Source organism: Marinobacter bryozoorum (genome assembly GCF_023156245.1).
Lineage (GTDB): Bacteria > Pseudomonadota > Gammaproteobacteria > Pseudomonadales > Oleiphilaceae > Marinobacter > Marinobacter bryozoorum.
In genome coordinates, this window is record NZ_JAKZAH010000056.1 from 1 (window position 1) to 15,821 (window position 15,821).

Sequence of the window (15,821 nt, forward strand, 5' to 3'; positions counted from 1 at the left end):
AGCTAGGCGCGGTGGCGAAGGTTTGGTGGTTCCAAATCGAGTCAGCGCAACGCGGCTATCAAGGCTCTCAGTGGCTCAGTAGATCAGCGAATGAACCAAACGGGACACTAGCAGAGCCCACCCATCGAAGCTGTCGCGAAAATGCCCCTTTACAGATACAGTAGGGAAGGCCCCGGGGTACCGGTTCCGGGGTGTCCCCCGAAAAACAGCCCGCAGTTGGCAGGAGTCATCCCATGCGTTACCTGGAAACATTCTGGCAGAGCCTGCAGGACGCCCGTGAGGAACGTCAGTTGTCCCGCCGGGACCTGGCGGAACTGCTGGGTGTGACTCCGGATATCGTTACCCGCTGGGAGCAGGCAGATGCCCGCCAACGGCTGTACCCGGCGGTGGATGAGCTCATCGACGTATGCCGCCACCTGTCAGTGCCGCTGGAGTCCCTGCTGGATACGTCAGAACTCGACGACCCCGGGCAACTGGAGCTGCCGGGGCTGGCGTTTTCCAACAGTGATGAGCTCGCCGGGGCCCTGGAAGAACTGGAGCGACAGGTGCAACGGGTCCAACCCAATGAAGAGGAAGCGGAATTGCTGCGCCGGTTCCGCAAGAGTACAGAAGAAAACCGGCGCATGATCCTGCAGTTACTGAGTCGCTGAGGCGACCTGGTCCTTACTTCTTCTTGTCCCGGTTCTTCTTGTAGATGTTCTCGTAGACGTAGTTGGTGGCCTCTACAAACCCTTCGATGGAACCACAGTCAAAACGCTTGCCCTTGAACTGGTAGGCCAGCACGCAGCCGTTCTTCGCCTGTTCCAGCAGGGCATCGGTGATCTGGACTTCGCCGTTCTTGCCCGGCTTGGTGTTCTCGATGATCTCGAAGATGTCCGGGGTCAGGATGTAGCGGCCGATAATCGCCAGGTTGGACGGCGCCTTGTCCGGTGAGGGTTTCTCGACCATGTCAGTGATGCGGTACAGGCCATCCTTCATGGGCTCGCCGGCAATGACACCGTACTTGTGGGTCTCGTCCTCGGGTACTTCCTCAATGGCCACGATGGAGCAGCGGAACTGCTTGTACAGCTTGGCCATCTGGGCCAGTACGCCGTCTTCGCCTTCGGGCACCACGCAGAAGTCATCCGCCAGTACCACGGCAAACGGGTTGTCACCCATCAGGTTGCGGCCGGTGAGAATGGCGTGGCCCAGCCCCTTCATTTCATTCTGGCGGGTAAAGGCAAAGCTATTGTTGTTGATCAGGTCACGGATAGACGTGAGCAGGTCTTCCTTGCCGGTACCGGCAATCTGGTGCTCCAGCTCGTAACTGATGTCGAAGTGATCCTCGATGGCCCGTTTACCCCGACCGGTCACAAAGCCGAATTCGTTCATTCCGGCCTCGGACGCTTCCTCTACCCCATACTGCACCAGGGGTTTGTTAACAACGGGGAGAATCTCCTTGGGCATGGCCTTGGTGGCCGGAAGAAAGCGGGTGCCGTAGCCGGCAACGGGGAACAGGCATTTCTTGATCATCAATATCGTCCTTTTGTGTGGTATTCCTGATTGGGATCGCCATCACGGGTCTGGCGCCTCCGGAACGCTTGGTAATCTGGCAATCAGAAAGCATGCCAAGTGTAACCAAGGTACCGCCATAAAGGGAAACACTGGGAGTTTGCGTGTGGTTTACGGTTTTTCACGGCGCCCGATATTGCATAGGCGCACTGAATTGGTGCACCTGTCGAATGTTAACAATGAAAGGGGGCTCAATTTCTTGGATTGTTGACAATATGAAAGGAGCGGCGTAAATTTCCGGTTGTTGCTTTTAATATTGTTGACAAACGCCATGAACGCTCCCGTAACAATCACTCAGACTCGCGCCGATGAAGCCTTCGATTGTCTGCAAACGGCCATCGTAAAAGGCGAACTGGCCCCCGGTGAAAAAATCGGTGAACTGGACCTGTGCGAGCGTTTCAATCTGACCCGCGGCCCGGTGCGTGAAGCCCTCGGCCGGCTGGAATCCCGGGGCCTGCTCGTTCGTCGTCCCCACGCGGGTGTCCGGGTGGTGTCTGTCAGTGCCGCCGAGTTGCTGGAGCTGTACCGCATTCGTGAAGTGATGGAAGGGCTGGCGGCTCGCCAGGCGGCAGAGCGGATGACGGACCAGGAAATCGCAGACCTGCAAGCGACCCTCGACAGCCACGAAACCATGATTGAGGAAGCCCGCGGCCAGGCCTACTACCAGGCTGAAGGCGATTACGACTTTCACCACCGCATCGCCACCGGCAGCCGCAACACCAAGCTCGCGCAAATGCTGTTGGGTGATCTTTACTACATGGTGCGCATGTATCGTTATCGGCTGAGTACCTCCAGCGGCCGGCCACACCGGGCACTGGGTGAACATCGACGCATCGTGGAGGCCATTGCCCAGAGGGATGGCGAGTTGGCGGAGTTCCTGATGAAACGCCACATCAACGCTGCCCGACAGAATATCGAACGCAAGATTGAACAGGGCGAGATCTCGTTCTGATCCCGAACCCGACATCCATGAACAAGAAGGAAATCCCCATGTCACAGCAACTGAGCCCGGGCGCCCGCTTCCGCAAGGCGCTGAAAGAGAACAAGCCGCTGCAGATCGTCGGCACCATCAATGCCTATTCCGCAATGATGGCGGAGCGGGTAGGGCACCAGGCCATTTACCTGTCTGGAGGTGGCGTAGCCAACGCCTCGTTCGGCCTGCCGGACCTGGGCATGACCACCATGAACGACGTGGTGGAAGACGCCCGTCGGATTACTGCTGCTACGGATCTCCCGCTGCTGGTCGACATCGATACTGGCTGGGGTGGTGCCTTCAACATTGCCCGCACCATTCGTGAGATGGAGCGCGCCGGTGTTGCCGCCGTCCACATTGAGGACCAGGTTGCCCAGAAGCGTTGCGGCCATCGCCCCAACAAGGAAATTGTCTCCAGGGAAGAAATGGTGGATCGCATCAAGGCGGCTGCTGACGCCCGCCAGGACAAGGACTTCTTTATCATGGCCCGCACCGACGCCTTCCAGAAGGAAGGACTGGATGCCGCCATTGACCGCGCCAGGGCCTGTATTGAAGCCGGTGCCGACGGTATCTTCGCCGAAGCCGTGCACGAGCTGTCGGACTACCAGGCCTTCGCCGACGCCATTGATGCGCCCCTGCTCGCCAATATCACCGAGTTCGGTGCGACGCCGCTTTATAACAAGAGCGAGCTTGCAGAAGCCGGCGCCGGTATGGTGCTCTATCCCCTCAGTGCCTTCCGCGCCATGAACAAGGCAGCGCTGATGGTGTATGAAAATATCCTGGAGAAGGGCGACCAGAAAGACGTGGTGGACAGCATGCAGACCCGTGCCGAACTCTACGACTTCCTGAACTACCACGACTTCGAACAGAAACTGGACGAGCTCTTCGCCCAGAAAAAGAACTGAACCGAATCCAACAAGAGATGTGAGGGAGATGACTCATGGCTGAAGCAAAGAAACTCGGTGGTGCCGGCCTGCGCGGGCAGGTCGCTGGTGAAACCGCCCTGTGTACCGTGGGCAAGTCCGGTGCCGGACTGACTTACCGTGGCTACGACATTGCCGACCTGGCGGAGAAAGCCCAGTTCGAGGAAATCGCGTACCTGCTGCTGCGTGGCAAACTGCCCAACCGCAAGGAGCTGGACGAGTACACGAAAAAGCTGCAAAGCCTGCGTGGCCTGCCGGACGCCCTGAAGACCGTGCTGGAACAGATCCCCAAAGACGCCCACCCGATGGACGTCATGCGTACCGGCTGTTCCATGCTGGGCAATCTGGAAACCGAGCAGGACTTCTCCGAGCAGGACGACAAGATCGACCGCATGCTGGCGGTGTTCCCGTCCATCATCACTTACTGGTACCGCTTCGCCCACGAAGGCGTGCGTATCGAGACCGAGAGCGACGTGGACTCCATCGGTGGCCACTTCCTGGAGCTGCTCCACGGCAAGAAGCCCAGCGAGCTGCACGAGCGGGTGATGAACGTTTCCCTGATCCTGTATGCAGAGCACGAGTTCAACGCCTCCACCTTCACGGCCCGTGTGTGTGCGTCGACCCTGTCTGATATTCACAGCTGTGTTACCGGCGCCATCGGCTCCCTGCGTGGTCCGCTGCACGGCGGTGCCAACGAGGCCGCCATGGAGCTGATCCAGAAGTTCCAGACCCCGGATGAGGCCGAAGAGGGCCTGATGGGTATGCTGGAGCGCAAGGAAAAGATCATGGGCTTCGGTCACGCCATCTACAAGGAATCCGATCCCCGCAACGCGATCATCAAACAGTGGTCGAAGGAGCTGGCGGACGAAGTGGGCGACACCGTGCTGTACCCGGTATCCGTGCGCTGCGAGGAAGTCATGTGGCGGGAGAAGAAGCTGTTCTGTAACGCTGACTTCTTCCATGCGTCTGCCTATCACTTCATGGGCATCCCCACCGAGCTGTTTACCCCCATCTTCGTGATGTCCCGGGTATCCGGCTGGACGGCCCACGTGAAAGAACAGCGCGCCAACAACCGGATTATCCGCCCCAGTGCCGACTACACCGGCCCGGCGGACGCCAAGTGGGTGCCCATCGACGAGCGCCCATAAGAAATCTGTTTTAGCCACGGAATCCACGGCCCTTCGACAGGCTCAGGGCGAGCGGAACGAAAAGATAAAGACAAAGCTATTTGCCACGAAAACCACTAAAGAACACGAAAAACTAACGGCTATAAATATCTCTTCGTTTTTACTTTCGTGTTCTTTCGTGGGTTTGGTGGCTAGAAAAATCATTTTGTTTTTTCCTTTCCGCTCGCCCTGAGCCTGTCGAAGGGCCGTGGATTCCGTGGCCAAAAAGTCTTTTCAGAGAGCCCCCCAATGAACACCCAATATCGCAAGAACCTCCCAGGCTCAGACCTGGACTATTTCGACACCCGCCAGGCGGTGGAAGACATCCAGCCCGGCGCCTGGGCCAAGCTGCCCTACACCTCCCGTATCCTGGCAGAGCAGCTGGTTCGCCGTTGCGACCCGGCGGCGCTGACTGACTCGCTGAAGCAGCTGATCGAACGCAAGCGGGACCTGGACTTTCCCTGGTACCCGGCCCGCGTGGTGTGCCATGACATTCTGGGCCAGACCGCCCTGGTGGACCTGGCCGGCCTGCGGGATGCTATCGCAGAGAAGGGCGGCGACCCAGCCAAGGTTAACCCGGTGGTGCCGACACAGCTGATCGTTGACCACTCCCTGGCCGTTGAACACGCCGGCTTCGAGAAGGATGCCTTCGAGAAGAACCGTGAGATCGAGAACCGCCGTAACGACGATCGCTTCCACTTCATCAACTGGACCAAGACCGCCTTCGAGAACGTGGACGTAATCCCGCCGGGTAACGGCATCATGCACCAGATCAACCTGGAAAAGATGTCCCCGGTCGTGCAGGTACGTGATGGCGTGGCCTTCCCGGACACCTGCGTGGGTACCGACAGCCATACCCCCATGGTGGACGCACTGGGCGTGATCTCCGTGGGTGTGGGTGGCCTGGAAGCCGAGAGCGTGATGCTCGGCCGCGCCTCCATGATGCGCCTGCCGGACATCGTGGGTGTGGAGCTCAAGGGCAAGCTGCGCCCGGGCATCACCGGTACGGACATGGTGCTGGCGATCACCGAGTTCCTGCGCAAGGAGCGGGTAGTTGGTGCCTACCTGGAGTTCTATGGCGAAGGTGCCGACAGCCTGACCGTGGGCGACCGTGCCACCATTTCCAACATGACCCCGGAATACGGCGCCACCGCCGCCATGTTCTACATTGACGGCCAGACCATCGACTACCTCAAGCTCACCGGTCGTGAAGACGAGCAGGTGGCCCTGGTCGAGAAGTACGCGAAACACACCGGCCTGTGGGCCGATGACCTGAAATCCGCCGAGTATGAGCGGGTACTGACGTTTGACCTGAGCAAGGTCGAGCGCACCCTGGCGGGCCCGTCCAACCCGCACGCCCACCTGCCCACCAGCGAGCTGGCCAAGCGCGGCATTGCCGGTGAATGGGAGCAGGAAGAAGGCAAGATGCCGGACGGCGCGGTCATCATCGCGGCCATCACCAGCTGCACCAACACCAGTAACCCCCGCAACATGGTGGCAGCCGGCCTGATCGCCCGGAACGCCAACAAGCTGGGCCTGACCCGCAAGCCATGGGTGAAGTCCTCCCTGGCGCCGGGCTCCAAGACCGTCAAGATGTACCTGGAAGAAGCCAGCCTGCTGCCGGAGCTGGAAAACCTGGGCTTCGGCGTGGTGGCGTTTGCCTGCACCACCTGTAACGGCATGAGCGGCGCCCTGGACCCGAAAATCCAGCAGGAAATCATCGACCGCGACCTGTACTCCACAGCGGTGCTGTCTGGTAACCGTAACTTCGATGGCCGTATCCACCCCTACGCCAAGCAGGCCTTCCTGGCCTCGCCGCCGCTGGTCGTGGCCTATGCCATCGCCGGTACCATCCGCTTTGATATCGAGAAGGACGCCCTGGGGTACGACAAGGACGGCAACCCCATCACCCTGAAGGACATCTGGCCCAGCGACGAAGAAATCGACGCCATCGTCAAGACGGCGGTGAAGCCGGAACAGTTCCGCCAGACCTACATTCCCATGTTCGACGTGTCGAAGGATGCCCGTAACCTGGTCAGCCCGCTGTACGAGTGGCGGCCCCAGAGCACCTACATCCGCCGTCCGCCGTACTGGGAAGGTGGCATGGTGGGGGAGAAGTCCCTCAAGGGCATGCGTCCGCTGGCGATCCTGCCAGACAACATCACCACCGACCACCTGTCGCCGTCCAATGCGATCCTGATGGACAGCGCCGCCGGTGAATACCTGCACAAGATGGGCCTGCCGGAGGAGGACTTCAACTCCTACGCCACCCACCGGGGCGACCACCTGACCGCCCAGCGTGCCACCTTCGCCAACCCGAAACTGTTCAACGAAATGGTGAGGGACGAGCAGGGCAACGTGAAGCAGGGCTCGCTGGCCCGCATCGAGCCGGAAGGCAAGGCCACTCGCATGTGGGAAGCCATCGAAACCTACATGGAGCGCAAGCAGCCGCTGATCATTATCGCGGGCGCCGACTACGGCCAGGGCTCTTCCCGTGACTGGGCCGCCAAGGGCGTGGCGCTGGCGGGCGTTGAAGCCATTGTGGCGGAAGGTTTCGAGCGTATCCACCGGACCAACCTCATCGGCATGGGTGTAATGCCCCTGCAGTTCGAGGAAGGCACCACCCGCAACACCCTGGCACTGGACGGTACGGAAACCTACGACGTGGAAGGCACCGCCGCACCGGGCGCGGAACTGACCCTGGTCATTCACCGCAAGAACGGCAGCACCGAGCACGTCGCGGTCATCTGCCGCCTGGATACTGCGGAAGAGGTGGAAATCTACAAGGCCGGCGGTGTGCTGCAGCGCTTCGCCCAGGACTTCCTGGAATCCACCAGCGCAGCCTGACGATCAAAAATAATGGATGGGCCACGGGATACGCGGCCCTTCGACAGGCTCAGGGCGAACGGAAGGAAAAGATAAAGACAACGCTATTTGCCACGGAAATCACGGAAAGCACGGCCCTTCGACAGGCTCAGGGCGAGCGGAAAGAAAAGATAAAGACAAAGCCACTTGCCACGAAAATTACGAAAGAACACGAAAAATTAACGGCCAAGAATATCTCGTTATTCTTGATTTAGTGCTTTTTGATTTTTTTGAGTGCTTTTCGTGCTCTTCCGTGGGTTTGGTGGCTAAGAAATAATTTCATCTTATCTTTCCGTTCGCCCTGAGCCTGTCGAAGGGCGTTCGATTCCGTGGCTAACAAAATCTTCAAGAGGGTTACCCGAAAGTGAGCACAGTACCCCAAGTAAAAATCCCCGCCACCTACATGCGTGGCGGCACCAGCAAGGGCGTGTTCTTCAACATCGAAGACCTGCCCGAACGCTGCCAGCAACCCGGTGAAGCCCGTGACAAGCTGCTGATGCGCGTCATCGGCAGCCCCGATCCCTACGAAAAACAGATCGACGGCATGGGCGGCGCCACCTCCAGCACTAGCAAGACGGTGCTGCTGGCCAAAAGCCAGAGCGAAGACCACGACGTGGACTACCTCTTTGGCCAGGTGGGCATCGACAAGGCCTTCGTGGACTGGAGCGGTAACTGCGGCAACCTGTCCGCGGCGGTGGGGCCCTTCGCCATCACCAACGGCCTGGTGGACAAGAGCCGGGTACCGGACAACGGCATCGCCACGGTTCGCATCTGGCAGGCCAACATCGGCAAGACCATTGTCGCCAAGGTGCCCATGACCAACGGCGAAGTGCAGGAAACCGGTGACTTCGAGCTGGATGGCGTGACCTTCCCGGCGGCAGAAGTCGCCGTGGAATTCATGGACCCGGCCGACGGTGAGGGCGCCATGTTCCCCACAGGCAATGTCGTGGACGACCTGGAAGTGCCCGGCGTGGGCACCCTCAAGGCCACCATGATCAATGCCGGCATCCCCACCATCTTCGTTAATGCCGAAGACATCGGGTACGAAGGCACCGAGCTGCAGCCGGCCATCAACGGCGACCCGGAAGCCCTGGCCCGTTTCGAACTGATCCGTGCCCACGGCGCGGTGAAGATGGGGCTGATAAAGACCCCGGAGGAAGCCGCAAACCGTGGCCACACGCCCAAGGTAGCTTTTGTAGCGCCGCCAAAGGATTACGTCAGCTCATCAGGTAAAGATATCAAGGCCGGCGATGTTGATGTACTGGTCCGCGCCCTGTCCATGGGCAAACTGCACCACGCCATGATGGGCACCGCTGCGGTGGCTATTGCAACGGCCGCTGCGGTACCCGGCACGCTGGTGAACCTGGCGGCCGGGGGCGGGGACCGCACCTCCGTCACCTTTGGACACCCGTCCGGGACCTTGCAGGTGGGGGCTGAGGCCTCCCAAGTGAACGGGCAGTGGACGGCGACCAAGGCGGTGATGAGTCGTAGTGCCCGGGTGCTTATGGAAGGTTGGGTGAGGGTGCCAGGGGATTCATTCTAGGCATCCTGATCAGACTCGAATCAGGATTGGTCTCCTGACTGATTGCCGCCAATGCCCTTGGGCATGGCGGCTTTTTTGTCTTCACGAGCCGGTCCCGTCCGGTTATCCGAAATCAAAGACGACAGCGGCAAATACAAGCAATACAAAGCCATGCCCGGCAATCATAAACACCCATGCCCGGAGCTGGTCAGCCCTTGTTGTATACCGTTTTACATCTGAGGTATTGAGTTGTCGATTGTCTACCTCGTTAAAAAAGGACTCGGGTAACGCGACAGCGTATGCGTACCAGACCAACCGGCCTCCGACGCCGTCCCAGGGGCAGGGCCGAGGCTTGCCTTCCGCCATGATCGCTTTCTCGATCTTCGCCATGGACAACCGGCCGAATACCAGCCAGGAAACCATCACCGTCAGCAGACAGCCGGCGAAAACGAATGCAAAGATAAGCTCTCCGTCCACCCGTCAGTCACCTGTAAAGTAGTCGTAGATTTTTCCGAATAGGTTTTGTCCACGTTCGTCTGCTTGATAAGCCGCATAGGCTCCGATAGCAACGGCGGAACCGATCATCAAGCCCCATCCCCAGGGTGTGGGTGCCAGCGCGACTCGTGCCATGGCCATCGCAACGGTCTTACCAGTGACGAAACCTGCTGAGGTAGCTCCAGCGAGTCCGCCCGTTTGCGCGACCAGTTCACGTTCCCACTCATCTTCATTCCGATAGCTTTGGTATACGGCGTTCGCACGCAAACCAACATCCGCCACTATGATGCCTCGCCCGGCATATTGCAGGCCTTGAGAAAAGCGACTGACAGCCCGTCCCTCATTCATGTCCGCCACATGGATACCGCGTCCCTTATGTCTCTCAGCCAATCTGACGCCCCTGTCAGCTCCCGTGATCGCGCTGCCTTTGTTTAGGCCAAAGTCGGAACGGGGTGCCAGTCGGCGCAGTTCCTGCTGGAAATACCGATTTAGACGCTCGTAAGCTGAGCGAACGTTTTGCCTGAGTTCGGCTTTTGTCCGGGAAGGGCCTCGTCCCACGCGTGTGAAGTTATTCAGCTTAACGAGCGCACCCTGATATTGGCTGAGCGCGTTCATAAAGCTGTCTGTCCTTGCGCCAAGCACGGTGGCACCCATACCAGCGACTGAGTTGCTCGTGCTGGCATTGACTGGATTCAACTGGCTTTGAACCCAGTCAATAAATAGCGCCAGGCGGACTGTGTTCTGACCATGCTGGTCGACACAACAACCGAGGCGCTGCCTGGACTTCTCGGGGAGGCTGTTAAGCAGGTTGCTAATCGCCATATCCTGCGGATCAGGGTCAACCGCCAGGCAATAGGCATAATCTTTGGCAACTGACTGGCACCCGAACATGACCCGGCGAGCTCTTGCATAGTCATCGAGAGAGGCTGAGGGCTCACAAAAATCGGAAAGGGTGGACGAATGTCGGGGAATGACGATATCTGTCATGGTGCGGTTCCTGTATCTGTCCTTGAAATTGCCCCTCCTCAACAAACCAGTGTTCATGGGGATTGCAGGAGCTTCCTTACCTCGTGTGTTCTTTATCGAACGAGGGGCAACGTCGTGCGCCCACTCCACGAGTGAAGGAAAGTATTCCATACCGCCCGCGGTCCAGCAACAGGCTGCGCTATACGAAATCGGGCATCCGTCGGGATCTTGCAGGTAGGGGCTGCGGCCTCCCGGGTGGAGCGGCTTGTGGTTGGCTACCCAGGCAGTGATGAGCCGCAGTGCCCGGGTACTTATAGGAGGATGGGGCCTTGGGCTTGGCGGCTTTCATTGGTTCTGACCACCCGGCTCTTGGCCGTGTTGACCGTCAGTTTCAGGCGGTGCTCCAGGAAGTGGCTGATACTGGCCAGTATCCGATCGCCCGCACGACGGCTGTTCACCACAATGGTGAAGTCATCCGCGTAGCGAGTAAACCGATAGCCCCGTCGCTCCAGTTCTTTATCCAGCGGGTCGAGCATGATGTTAGCCAGCAAGGGTGACAAAGGGCCACCCTGAGGTACACCTTCCCGACTCTCCAGATAGAGCTGGTTATCGATAATCCCAGCTCGCAGATACCGGGCAATCAGGTTCAGCAGACGCTTATCCTGGACTTTATAGCCCAAGTGCGTCATCAGCAGGTCATGATTCACCCGGTCGAAGAACTTCGACAGGTCCACATCCACCGCAAAGCGTCTCCCATCCTTGAGGATGCTCTGCACCCGTCGCACCGCCTGGTGCGCGTTCCGCCCCGGACGGAAGCCGTAGCTGTCCGCTGAGAATCCCGGATCGAACAGGGGTACCAGGATCTGGGCAATGGCTTGCTGAATCACCCGGTCTGTCACCGTCGGGATGCCAAGCTGGCGCTTGCCACCGTCCGGTTTGTCGATCTCAACCCGCCGCACCGGCGCTGGTTGATAATCGTCCGAGCGAATCGACTGTTGGACCACACTCCAGTGGCCGGCCTTTACCCAGGCGGGAAATTCTTCGATGGCCATGCCATCGATACCCGCCGCTCCCTTATTGGCTCGAACCTGCTTCCAGGCTTGTTGCAGGTTAGCCCGGTGCAGTACAGCTTCGAATAGATCATTGCTAAAGGCTGGCTTCGTGACCGTACGCTGAGTCACGTCATTGCCGGGCGGCATTCGTGCGTTCAAGTCGGTCAAGGCTCCTCCTTTATTTCCGGTGTTTGGCCCTTCACCCTGTCCCGACCATTACGACGGGCGTTTGGCTACTATGGCCGCTGCTGACTTCTGCTCAATCACCCACAACGTTACCGCTGAAGGCGCTATCAGTGTCCATCTCGTTCGCTCGCAACCGCCGATGGCAACGGCTGCGCCCAGGCTTGATCGACCAGGGGCCTGACTGGTCATTGACAGATCGCTTGTTGAGCAGATCCCGATACGTCGGACCGCCCCAGATAAGGGCATGCACTGTCACTGCACTGCTGCATCATTTACAGTGGCCGTTAGATCACGTGGCTTCGTCGTCTGATGCCAACTCGCCTTCAGCCTACGCCTCGTATGATGTTCTTGTTCATCAGCCCGCAGTTTTGCTAGCGGCTTCCTCCAGACCAAACCTCGCGGATCGGCCCTTGCCATTCGCTAGTGGTTAGCGTTCAATCGGGTAAAACCGACTGAACGATGATCTTCCTACAGGGGACTTTCACCCCATTAGTTCATGCCCATGCTGGGCGTACACCAGTACATGTTGGCGGACTGGTTTTCCGCTGCGCTCCAAACCAGCCGCAAATGTAGGCGTTAACCCCTTCACTCGCCATCTTGCAAAAGTCCGTCAATGACGTATATTTGTCTTCATGTTTACCATCATCGAAACCCCTACATTCGAAGCGGATGCCAGAAAAATCTGGACTGAGGAGTAGCGGAACGCGTTCTTCGCCTGGTTGGCAGCTAATCCGGGAATTGGCGATCCCATTCCAGGTAGTGGTGGATGTAGGAAGGTTCGATGGTCGGTGGCGGGTTCAGGGAAGCGTGGTGGAGTGCGAGTCATCTACTTCACCAGATTGGCAAATGGTGAGATCTGGTTGTTGGTGATCTACAAGAAGGCCGTTAAGGAGAACATACCCGCGCCTATCCTGAAGTCGATTCGTGAGGTCTTGGAAAATGAGTAATGAGACTCTGAGTGCTGAGGAGCTTGGTAACAAGCTGCTCCAATCTGTTAAAGAAATGAAAGCGGGCAAAGCCGCACGACTCAGCCGTGTGGAGCCAAATGAGGTTGCAGAGGCGCGTAGCAAGACCGGCCTCACCCAGCGAGAGTTTGCCGAGGTACTACACATTTCACCGCGTACGTTGCAGGAATGGGAGCAGGGGCGACGTAAACCTTCCGGGCCGGCAAAGGCGCTCATCGAGATTGCTTTCCGCCATCCGGAGGTTATTCGGGAAGACCTCGCACTCAGAGGTTAACAAGGTGGTCAACGGGACGCCAACTACGCTGCGCTCCGTTGTCGCCCATTACCACTGGCGTTATACCGAAAAGGAGAACTGATGCTTCAAGGAAGTTGCCTGTGTGGCCTAGTCCAATATGAATACAGTGGCGAGCTCGGACCGATTGCAATGTGCCACTGCTCGCAGTGTCGCCGCGCCCAAGGTTCTGCATACGCTACCAACAGCCCCATTCGAGTGTCACACTTTCGTTTTGTTACTGGCCAAGAGGTGGTAAAGGAGTTCGAATCCACGCCAGGCAAGAAACGGGCATTTTGTCGGGAATGTGGCAGTCCCATCTACAGTAGGTTGGATTCAAAGCCTGATACGTTACGGCTGCGAATTGGTAGTCTGATAACACCGATCGACGTCAAGCCCAGCTACCACATTTACGCCAACTCAGCGGGTGAATGGTACGAATTTACGGATGGGCTGCCTCGCTATGCCGAGCTTGAAGATAGTCCGCTGGTGTAACCAGTCCAGTTTGCGGCCCCCAACAGACGGCCTATTCTCCGCTTCGCTGCGCAAAGCTCGCTGCTGGGCTTCGTGTCAACTGGTCACCGTCTGTACTCAGGAGCATAAAAGGATGTATGTCCCGAATCACTTCAAAGAAGACGATCAAGAAAAGCTTCAGCAGTACATTCGCGACTATAGCTTTGGGTTGCTCGTCGTCGCCGATGACGACGGGATTGAAGCCAATCATGTCCCTTTTTACTTGAGCCCAGGCGCAAACGGTTCGCTTGGGTACCTGCAATGTCATCTTGCCCGCAGTAACCCGGTCCGGCAGCGCATTCAAAGCGCCTCGCGGGTGCTCGCCGTATTTCAGGGACCAGATGCTTACGTTTCCCCCTCCTGGTACCCAACCAAGGCAGAGACAGGCAGGGTCGTCCCGACGTGGAACTATCTGGCGGTCCATGCGCAAGGTAGGGCGCGGATTATCCAGGATTCAGACTGGCTGAAGCATCATCTCCATCAGCTTACAGACCAACATGAGTCGCAAATGGACGCCCCCTGGTCCGTGAATGATGCGCCGACGGATTTCACTGAACGTTTGGTGCAGGCTATCGTTGGCGTCGAGATCAGCATTGAAAGGCTGACGGGCAAGCTGAAAGCAAGTCAGAATCAGCCAGAGAAGAACCGGGCTGGTGTCAAAGCGGCCCTGGAGGTCGGGGAAGGAGTGCAGAGCCGTGCAATGGCGAAGCTCATCAGCTAACCATGGACTGTTGTCGGACGGTTTTCCGTCGCTGCGATCCTCCAGAGCCGCCGCAAAGCCCGGCAAATGGCGACAAGGTGTTCTTATCGACCTCCTCGCGCCCTCCGGGCTTCTTATACAATAAACAAAAGAAGTAGAGCTCCTATGAAAAAATGGTTTGTTTCGATTATCGTTTTGGTCGTTCTGGCGTGCGGCACGTTCTGGGTTATGGCCGACAAGGACATGCGTCGGCTGGTGCTGAATCTACCGACGGATACCAACGTGCTGTTCTGGTCAACAGAGCAGCGGGATGCGGTGTTCCGTGCCATGGACCGTTTGCCGTTCCTTTCCAAATCCCGGGTGATCCTCGCAGGTGATGCCCCTTATCCGTTACCTGAAGGAATGCCGCTTGAGCTGGATACCGATGTGGACGCCTTTATGGAGAACCAGCGGGCGGCGGCGCTGGTGATCGTTCAGGATGGCAAGGTACGGCTTGAGCGCTATGGCCTGGACTTCGGTCCGGAGGGGCGCTGGACCAGTTTTTCCGTGGCCAAGTCTTTTACCTCCACCCTGGTGGGTGCGGCCCTGAAAGACGGTTACATCAGGAGCCTCGAAGACAAGGTGTCGGACTATATTCCGGACCTCAAGGGGTCAGCCTACGACAATGTCACCATCCAGCAGTTGCTGACCATGACATCCGGGGTGCAATGGAACGAGGATTACTCAGACCCGCAATCCGACGTCGCCTTGTTCAATGCCCATGAACCGGACCCTGGAGTGGATGCCACGGTAAGTTACATGCGGCAACTGGAAGCCGAGGCGCCGCCGGGCACAAAATGGGTATACAAGACCGGCGAGACCAACCTGATTGGTGTGCTGGTGAGTTCAGCCACCGGCAAGCACCTGTCTGATTACCTGTCGGAGAAAGTCTGGAAACCCTTTGGCATGGAGCAGGACGCCAGCTGGATTTTGGGGTCCACGGGGCACGAGATCAGCGGCTGCTGTATCCAGGCCTCCACCCGCGACTTTGCACGTCTGGGTCTATTCATCCTCGGTGGTGGGTTGATTGACGGCGAGCCCGTGTTGTCTGAGGGCTGGATTGAAGAGGCGACCAGCAACCGCGTCGATACCACCCGGGAAGGGTATGGTTACGGCTACCAGTGGTGGACCCTGGACGATGGCGCCTATATGGCCCGGGGTATCTTTGGCCAGGGTATTTTCATTGATCCTGAGCGCCAACTGGTCATTGCGTCCAATGGCAACTGGCCGCAGGCATCGGGCCGGCAGGGGGGAAACCAGGATGAAGAGCGGTTAGCCTTTTACAAGCAGGTTCAGTTAGCAATCGACAGGGAGAAACCATGATAAGGTCGAAGTACCACTGGGGCACACCGGAAAGTTCTTGATTTACTGACGGTATGTGATCAAGGTTGCCGGGTTGATTGCTGACCAACGATGAAAAGGCTGACTATGAGCAAGGACAGACTGAAAGAAGAACTCCGTGCTGTATACCAGGACTACTATGTGGCCGGGTTCAGCAATAACGTAAGCGTTCATCCTACGACGTAGTTGACCTACTTCACGTCACGCAGAGGCCTCAGTAACTCCGGCGAGACCTTGTACTGTTTCCTGCCTTCCTCGCCCAGCACGATCACACTCTTGCGGTTGATCTTGGT

At 58.1% G+C, this 15,821-nt stretch carries 14 protein-coding genes; 10 read left to right on the forward strand and 4 right to left on the reverse strand.

The features are described 5' to 3' along the window. Window positions 1-233 precede the first annotated feature (233 nt). Entirely contained in the window at window positions 234-650 is a 417-nt protein-coding gene (locus MLC59_RS18395; protein WP_248237044.1) for a helix-turn-helix domain-containing protein, read from the forward strand. A gap of 13 nt (window positions 651-663) precedes the next feature. Here the strand turns inward: MLC59_RS18395 and galU are convergent, their stop codons facing one another. Further along, window positions 664-1,512 carry a UTP--glucose-1-phosphate uridylyltransferase GalU gene (galU, locus tag MLC59_RS18400; RefSeq protein WP_248237045.1) on the reverse strand — a complete coding sequence of 283 codons (849 nt, stop codon included), beginning with the start codon at window positions 1,510-1,512 and terminating at the stop codon, window positions 664-666. 310 nt (window positions 1,513-1,822) lie between these two features. Between galU and MLC59_RS18405 the strand changes: the two genes are divergently transcribed. The 5 genes from MLC59_RS18405 to prpF all read left to right on the forward strand — a co-directional run bounded on the left by MLC59_RS18405 (window position 1,823) and on the right by prpF (window position 9,021). Next, complete coding sequence (locus MLC59_RS18405; protein WP_248237046.1) at window positions 1,823-2,503, forward strand: GntR family transcriptional regulator; 681 nt, start codon at window positions 1,823-1,825, stop codon at window positions 2,501-2,503. Window positions 2,504-2,541: 38 nt separating this feature from the next. Next, window positions 2,542-3,429, forward strand: coding sequence for a methylisocitrate lyase (gene prpB, locus MLC59_RS18410; protein WP_248237048.1), 888 nt, complete (start codon window positions 2,542-2,544; stop codon window positions 3,427-3,429). 35 nt (window positions 3,430-3,464) lie between these two features. Next, window positions 3,465-4,595, forward strand: coding sequence for a bifunctional 2-methylcitrate synthase/citrate synthase (prpC, locus tag MLC59_RS18415; RefSeq protein WP_248237050.1), 1,131 nt, complete (start codon window positions 3,465-3,467; stop codon window positions 4,593-4,595). A gap of 267 nt (window positions 4,596-4,862) precedes the next feature. Next, the gene (acnD, locus tag MLC59_RS18420) at window positions 4,863-7,460 is read left to right on the forward strand and encodes a Fe/S-dependent 2-methylisocitrate dehydratase AcnD (RefSeq protein WP_248237055.1); all 2,598 of its coding nucleotides are present in this window, start codon (window positions 4,863-4,865) and stop codon (window positions 7,458-7,460) included. Window positions 7,461-7,842: 382 nt separating this feature from the next. Beyond that, window positions 7,843-9,021, forward strand: coding sequence for a 2-methylaconitate cis-trans isomerase PrpF (prpF, locus tag MLC59_RS18425; protein WP_248237057.1), 1,179 nt, complete (start codon window positions 7,843-7,845; stop codon window positions 9,019-9,021). A 102-nt stretch (window positions 9,022-9,123) separates the two neighbouring features. Here the strand turns inward: prpF and MLC59_RS18430 are convergent, their stop codons facing one another. From MLC59_RS18430 to ltrA, 3 genes are all read right to left on the reverse strand, one after another. Beyond that, complete coding sequence (locus MLC59_RS18430) at window positions 9,124-9,477, reverse strand: hypothetical protein (RefSeq protein WP_248237058.1); 354 nt, start codon at window positions 9,475-9,477, stop codon at window positions 9,124-9,126. A 3-nt stretch (window positions 9,478-9,480) separates the two neighbouring features. Beyond that, window positions 9,481-10,482: a hypothetical protein gene (locus MLC59_RS18435; RefSeq protein WP_248237060.1), complete on the reverse strand. Its 1,002-nt coding sequence runs from the start codon at window positions 10,480-10,482 to the stop codon at window positions 9,481-9,483. Window positions 10,483-10,772: 290 nt separating this feature from the next. Beyond that, entirely contained in the window at window positions 10,773-11,681 is a 909-nt protein-coding gene (gene ltrA, locus MLC59_RS18440) for a group II intron reverse transcriptase/maturase (RefSeq protein ID WP_248237061.1), read from the reverse strand. Between the two features lie 957 nt (window positions 11,682-12,638). On the opposite strand from ltrA, the gene MLC59_RS18450 reads away from it, so the two are divergent. The 4 genes from MLC59_RS18450 to MLC59_RS18465 all read left to right on the forward strand — a co-directional run bounded on the left by MLC59_RS18450 (window position 12,639) and on the right by MLC59_RS18465 (window position 15,510). After that, on the forward strand, window positions 12,639-12,938 hold the full coding sequence (locus MLC59_RS18450; protein WP_248237062.1) for a helix-turn-helix domain-containing protein: 300 nt from the start codon (window positions 12,639-12,641) through the stop codon (window positions 12,936-12,938). 81 nt (window positions 12,939-13,019) lie between these two features. Then, entirely contained in the window at window positions 13,020-13,430 is a 411-nt protein-coding gene (locus MLC59_RS18455; protein WP_486630365.1) for a GFA family protein, read from the forward strand. A gap of 112 nt (window positions 13,431-13,542) precedes the next feature. Further along, window positions 13,543-14,169, forward strand: coding sequence for an FMN-binding negative transcriptional regulator (locus MLC59_RS18460; protein WP_248237063.1), 627 nt, complete (start codon window positions 13,543-13,545; stop codon window positions 14,167-14,169). Between the two features lie 144 nt (window positions 14,170-14,313). Beyond that, window positions 14,314-15,510, forward strand: a complete 1,197-nt coding sequence (locus tag MLC59_RS18465) for a serine hydrolase domain-containing protein (protein ID WP_248237064.1) — start codon at window positions 14,314-14,316, stop codon at window positions 15,508-15,510. The last annotated feature ends 311 nt before the right edge of the window (window positions 15,511-15,821 follow it).

Excerpts from the sequence above, each read along its gene's own strand:
- MLC59_RS18455 (WP_486630365.1), top strand. The coding sequence starts at position 13,020 with ATGCTTCAAGGAAGTTGCCTGTGTGGCCTAGTCCAATATGAATACAGT.
- MLC59_RS18460 (WP_248237063.1), top strand. The coding sequence starts at position 13,543 with ATGTATGTCCCGAATCACTTCAAAGAAGACGATCAAGAAAAGCTTCAG.
- galU (WP_248237045.1), bottom strand. The coding sequence starts at position 1,512 with ATGATCAAGAAATGCCTGTTCCCCGTTGCCGGCTACGGCACCCGCTTT.
- MLC59_RS18435 (WP_248237060.1), bottom strand. The coding sequence starts at position 10,482 with ATGACAGATATCGTCATTCCCCGACATTCGTCCACCCTTTCCGATTTT.
- acnD (WP_248237055.1), top strand. The coding sequence starts at position 4,863 with ATGAACACCCAATATCGCAAGAACCTCCCAGGCTCAGACCTGGACTAT.
- MLC59_RS18465 (WP_248237064.1), top strand. The coding sequence starts at position 14,314 with ATGAAAAAATGGTTTGTTTCGATTATCGTTTTGGTCGTTCTGGCGTGC.
- MLC59_RS18395 (WP_248237044.1), top strand. The coding sequence starts at position 234 with ATGCGTTACCTGGAAACATTCTGGCAGAGCCTGCAGGACGCCCGTGAG.
- prpB (WP_248237048.1), top strand. The coding sequence starts at position 2,542 with ATGTCACAGCAACTGAGCCCGGGCGCCCGCTTCCGCAAGGCGCTGAAA.
- prpC (WP_248237050.1), top strand. The coding sequence starts at position 3,465 with ATGGCTGAAGCAAAGAAACTCGGTGGTGCCGGCCTGCGCGGGCAGGTC.
- MLC59_RS18405 (WP_248237046.1), top strand. The coding sequence starts at position 1,823 with ATGAACGCTCCCGTAACAATCACTCAGACTCGCGCCGATGAAGCCTTC.
- MLC59_RS18450 (WP_248237062.1), top strand. The coding sequence starts at position 12,639 with ATGAGTAATGAGACTCTGAGTGCTGAGGAGCTTGGTAACAAGCTGCTC.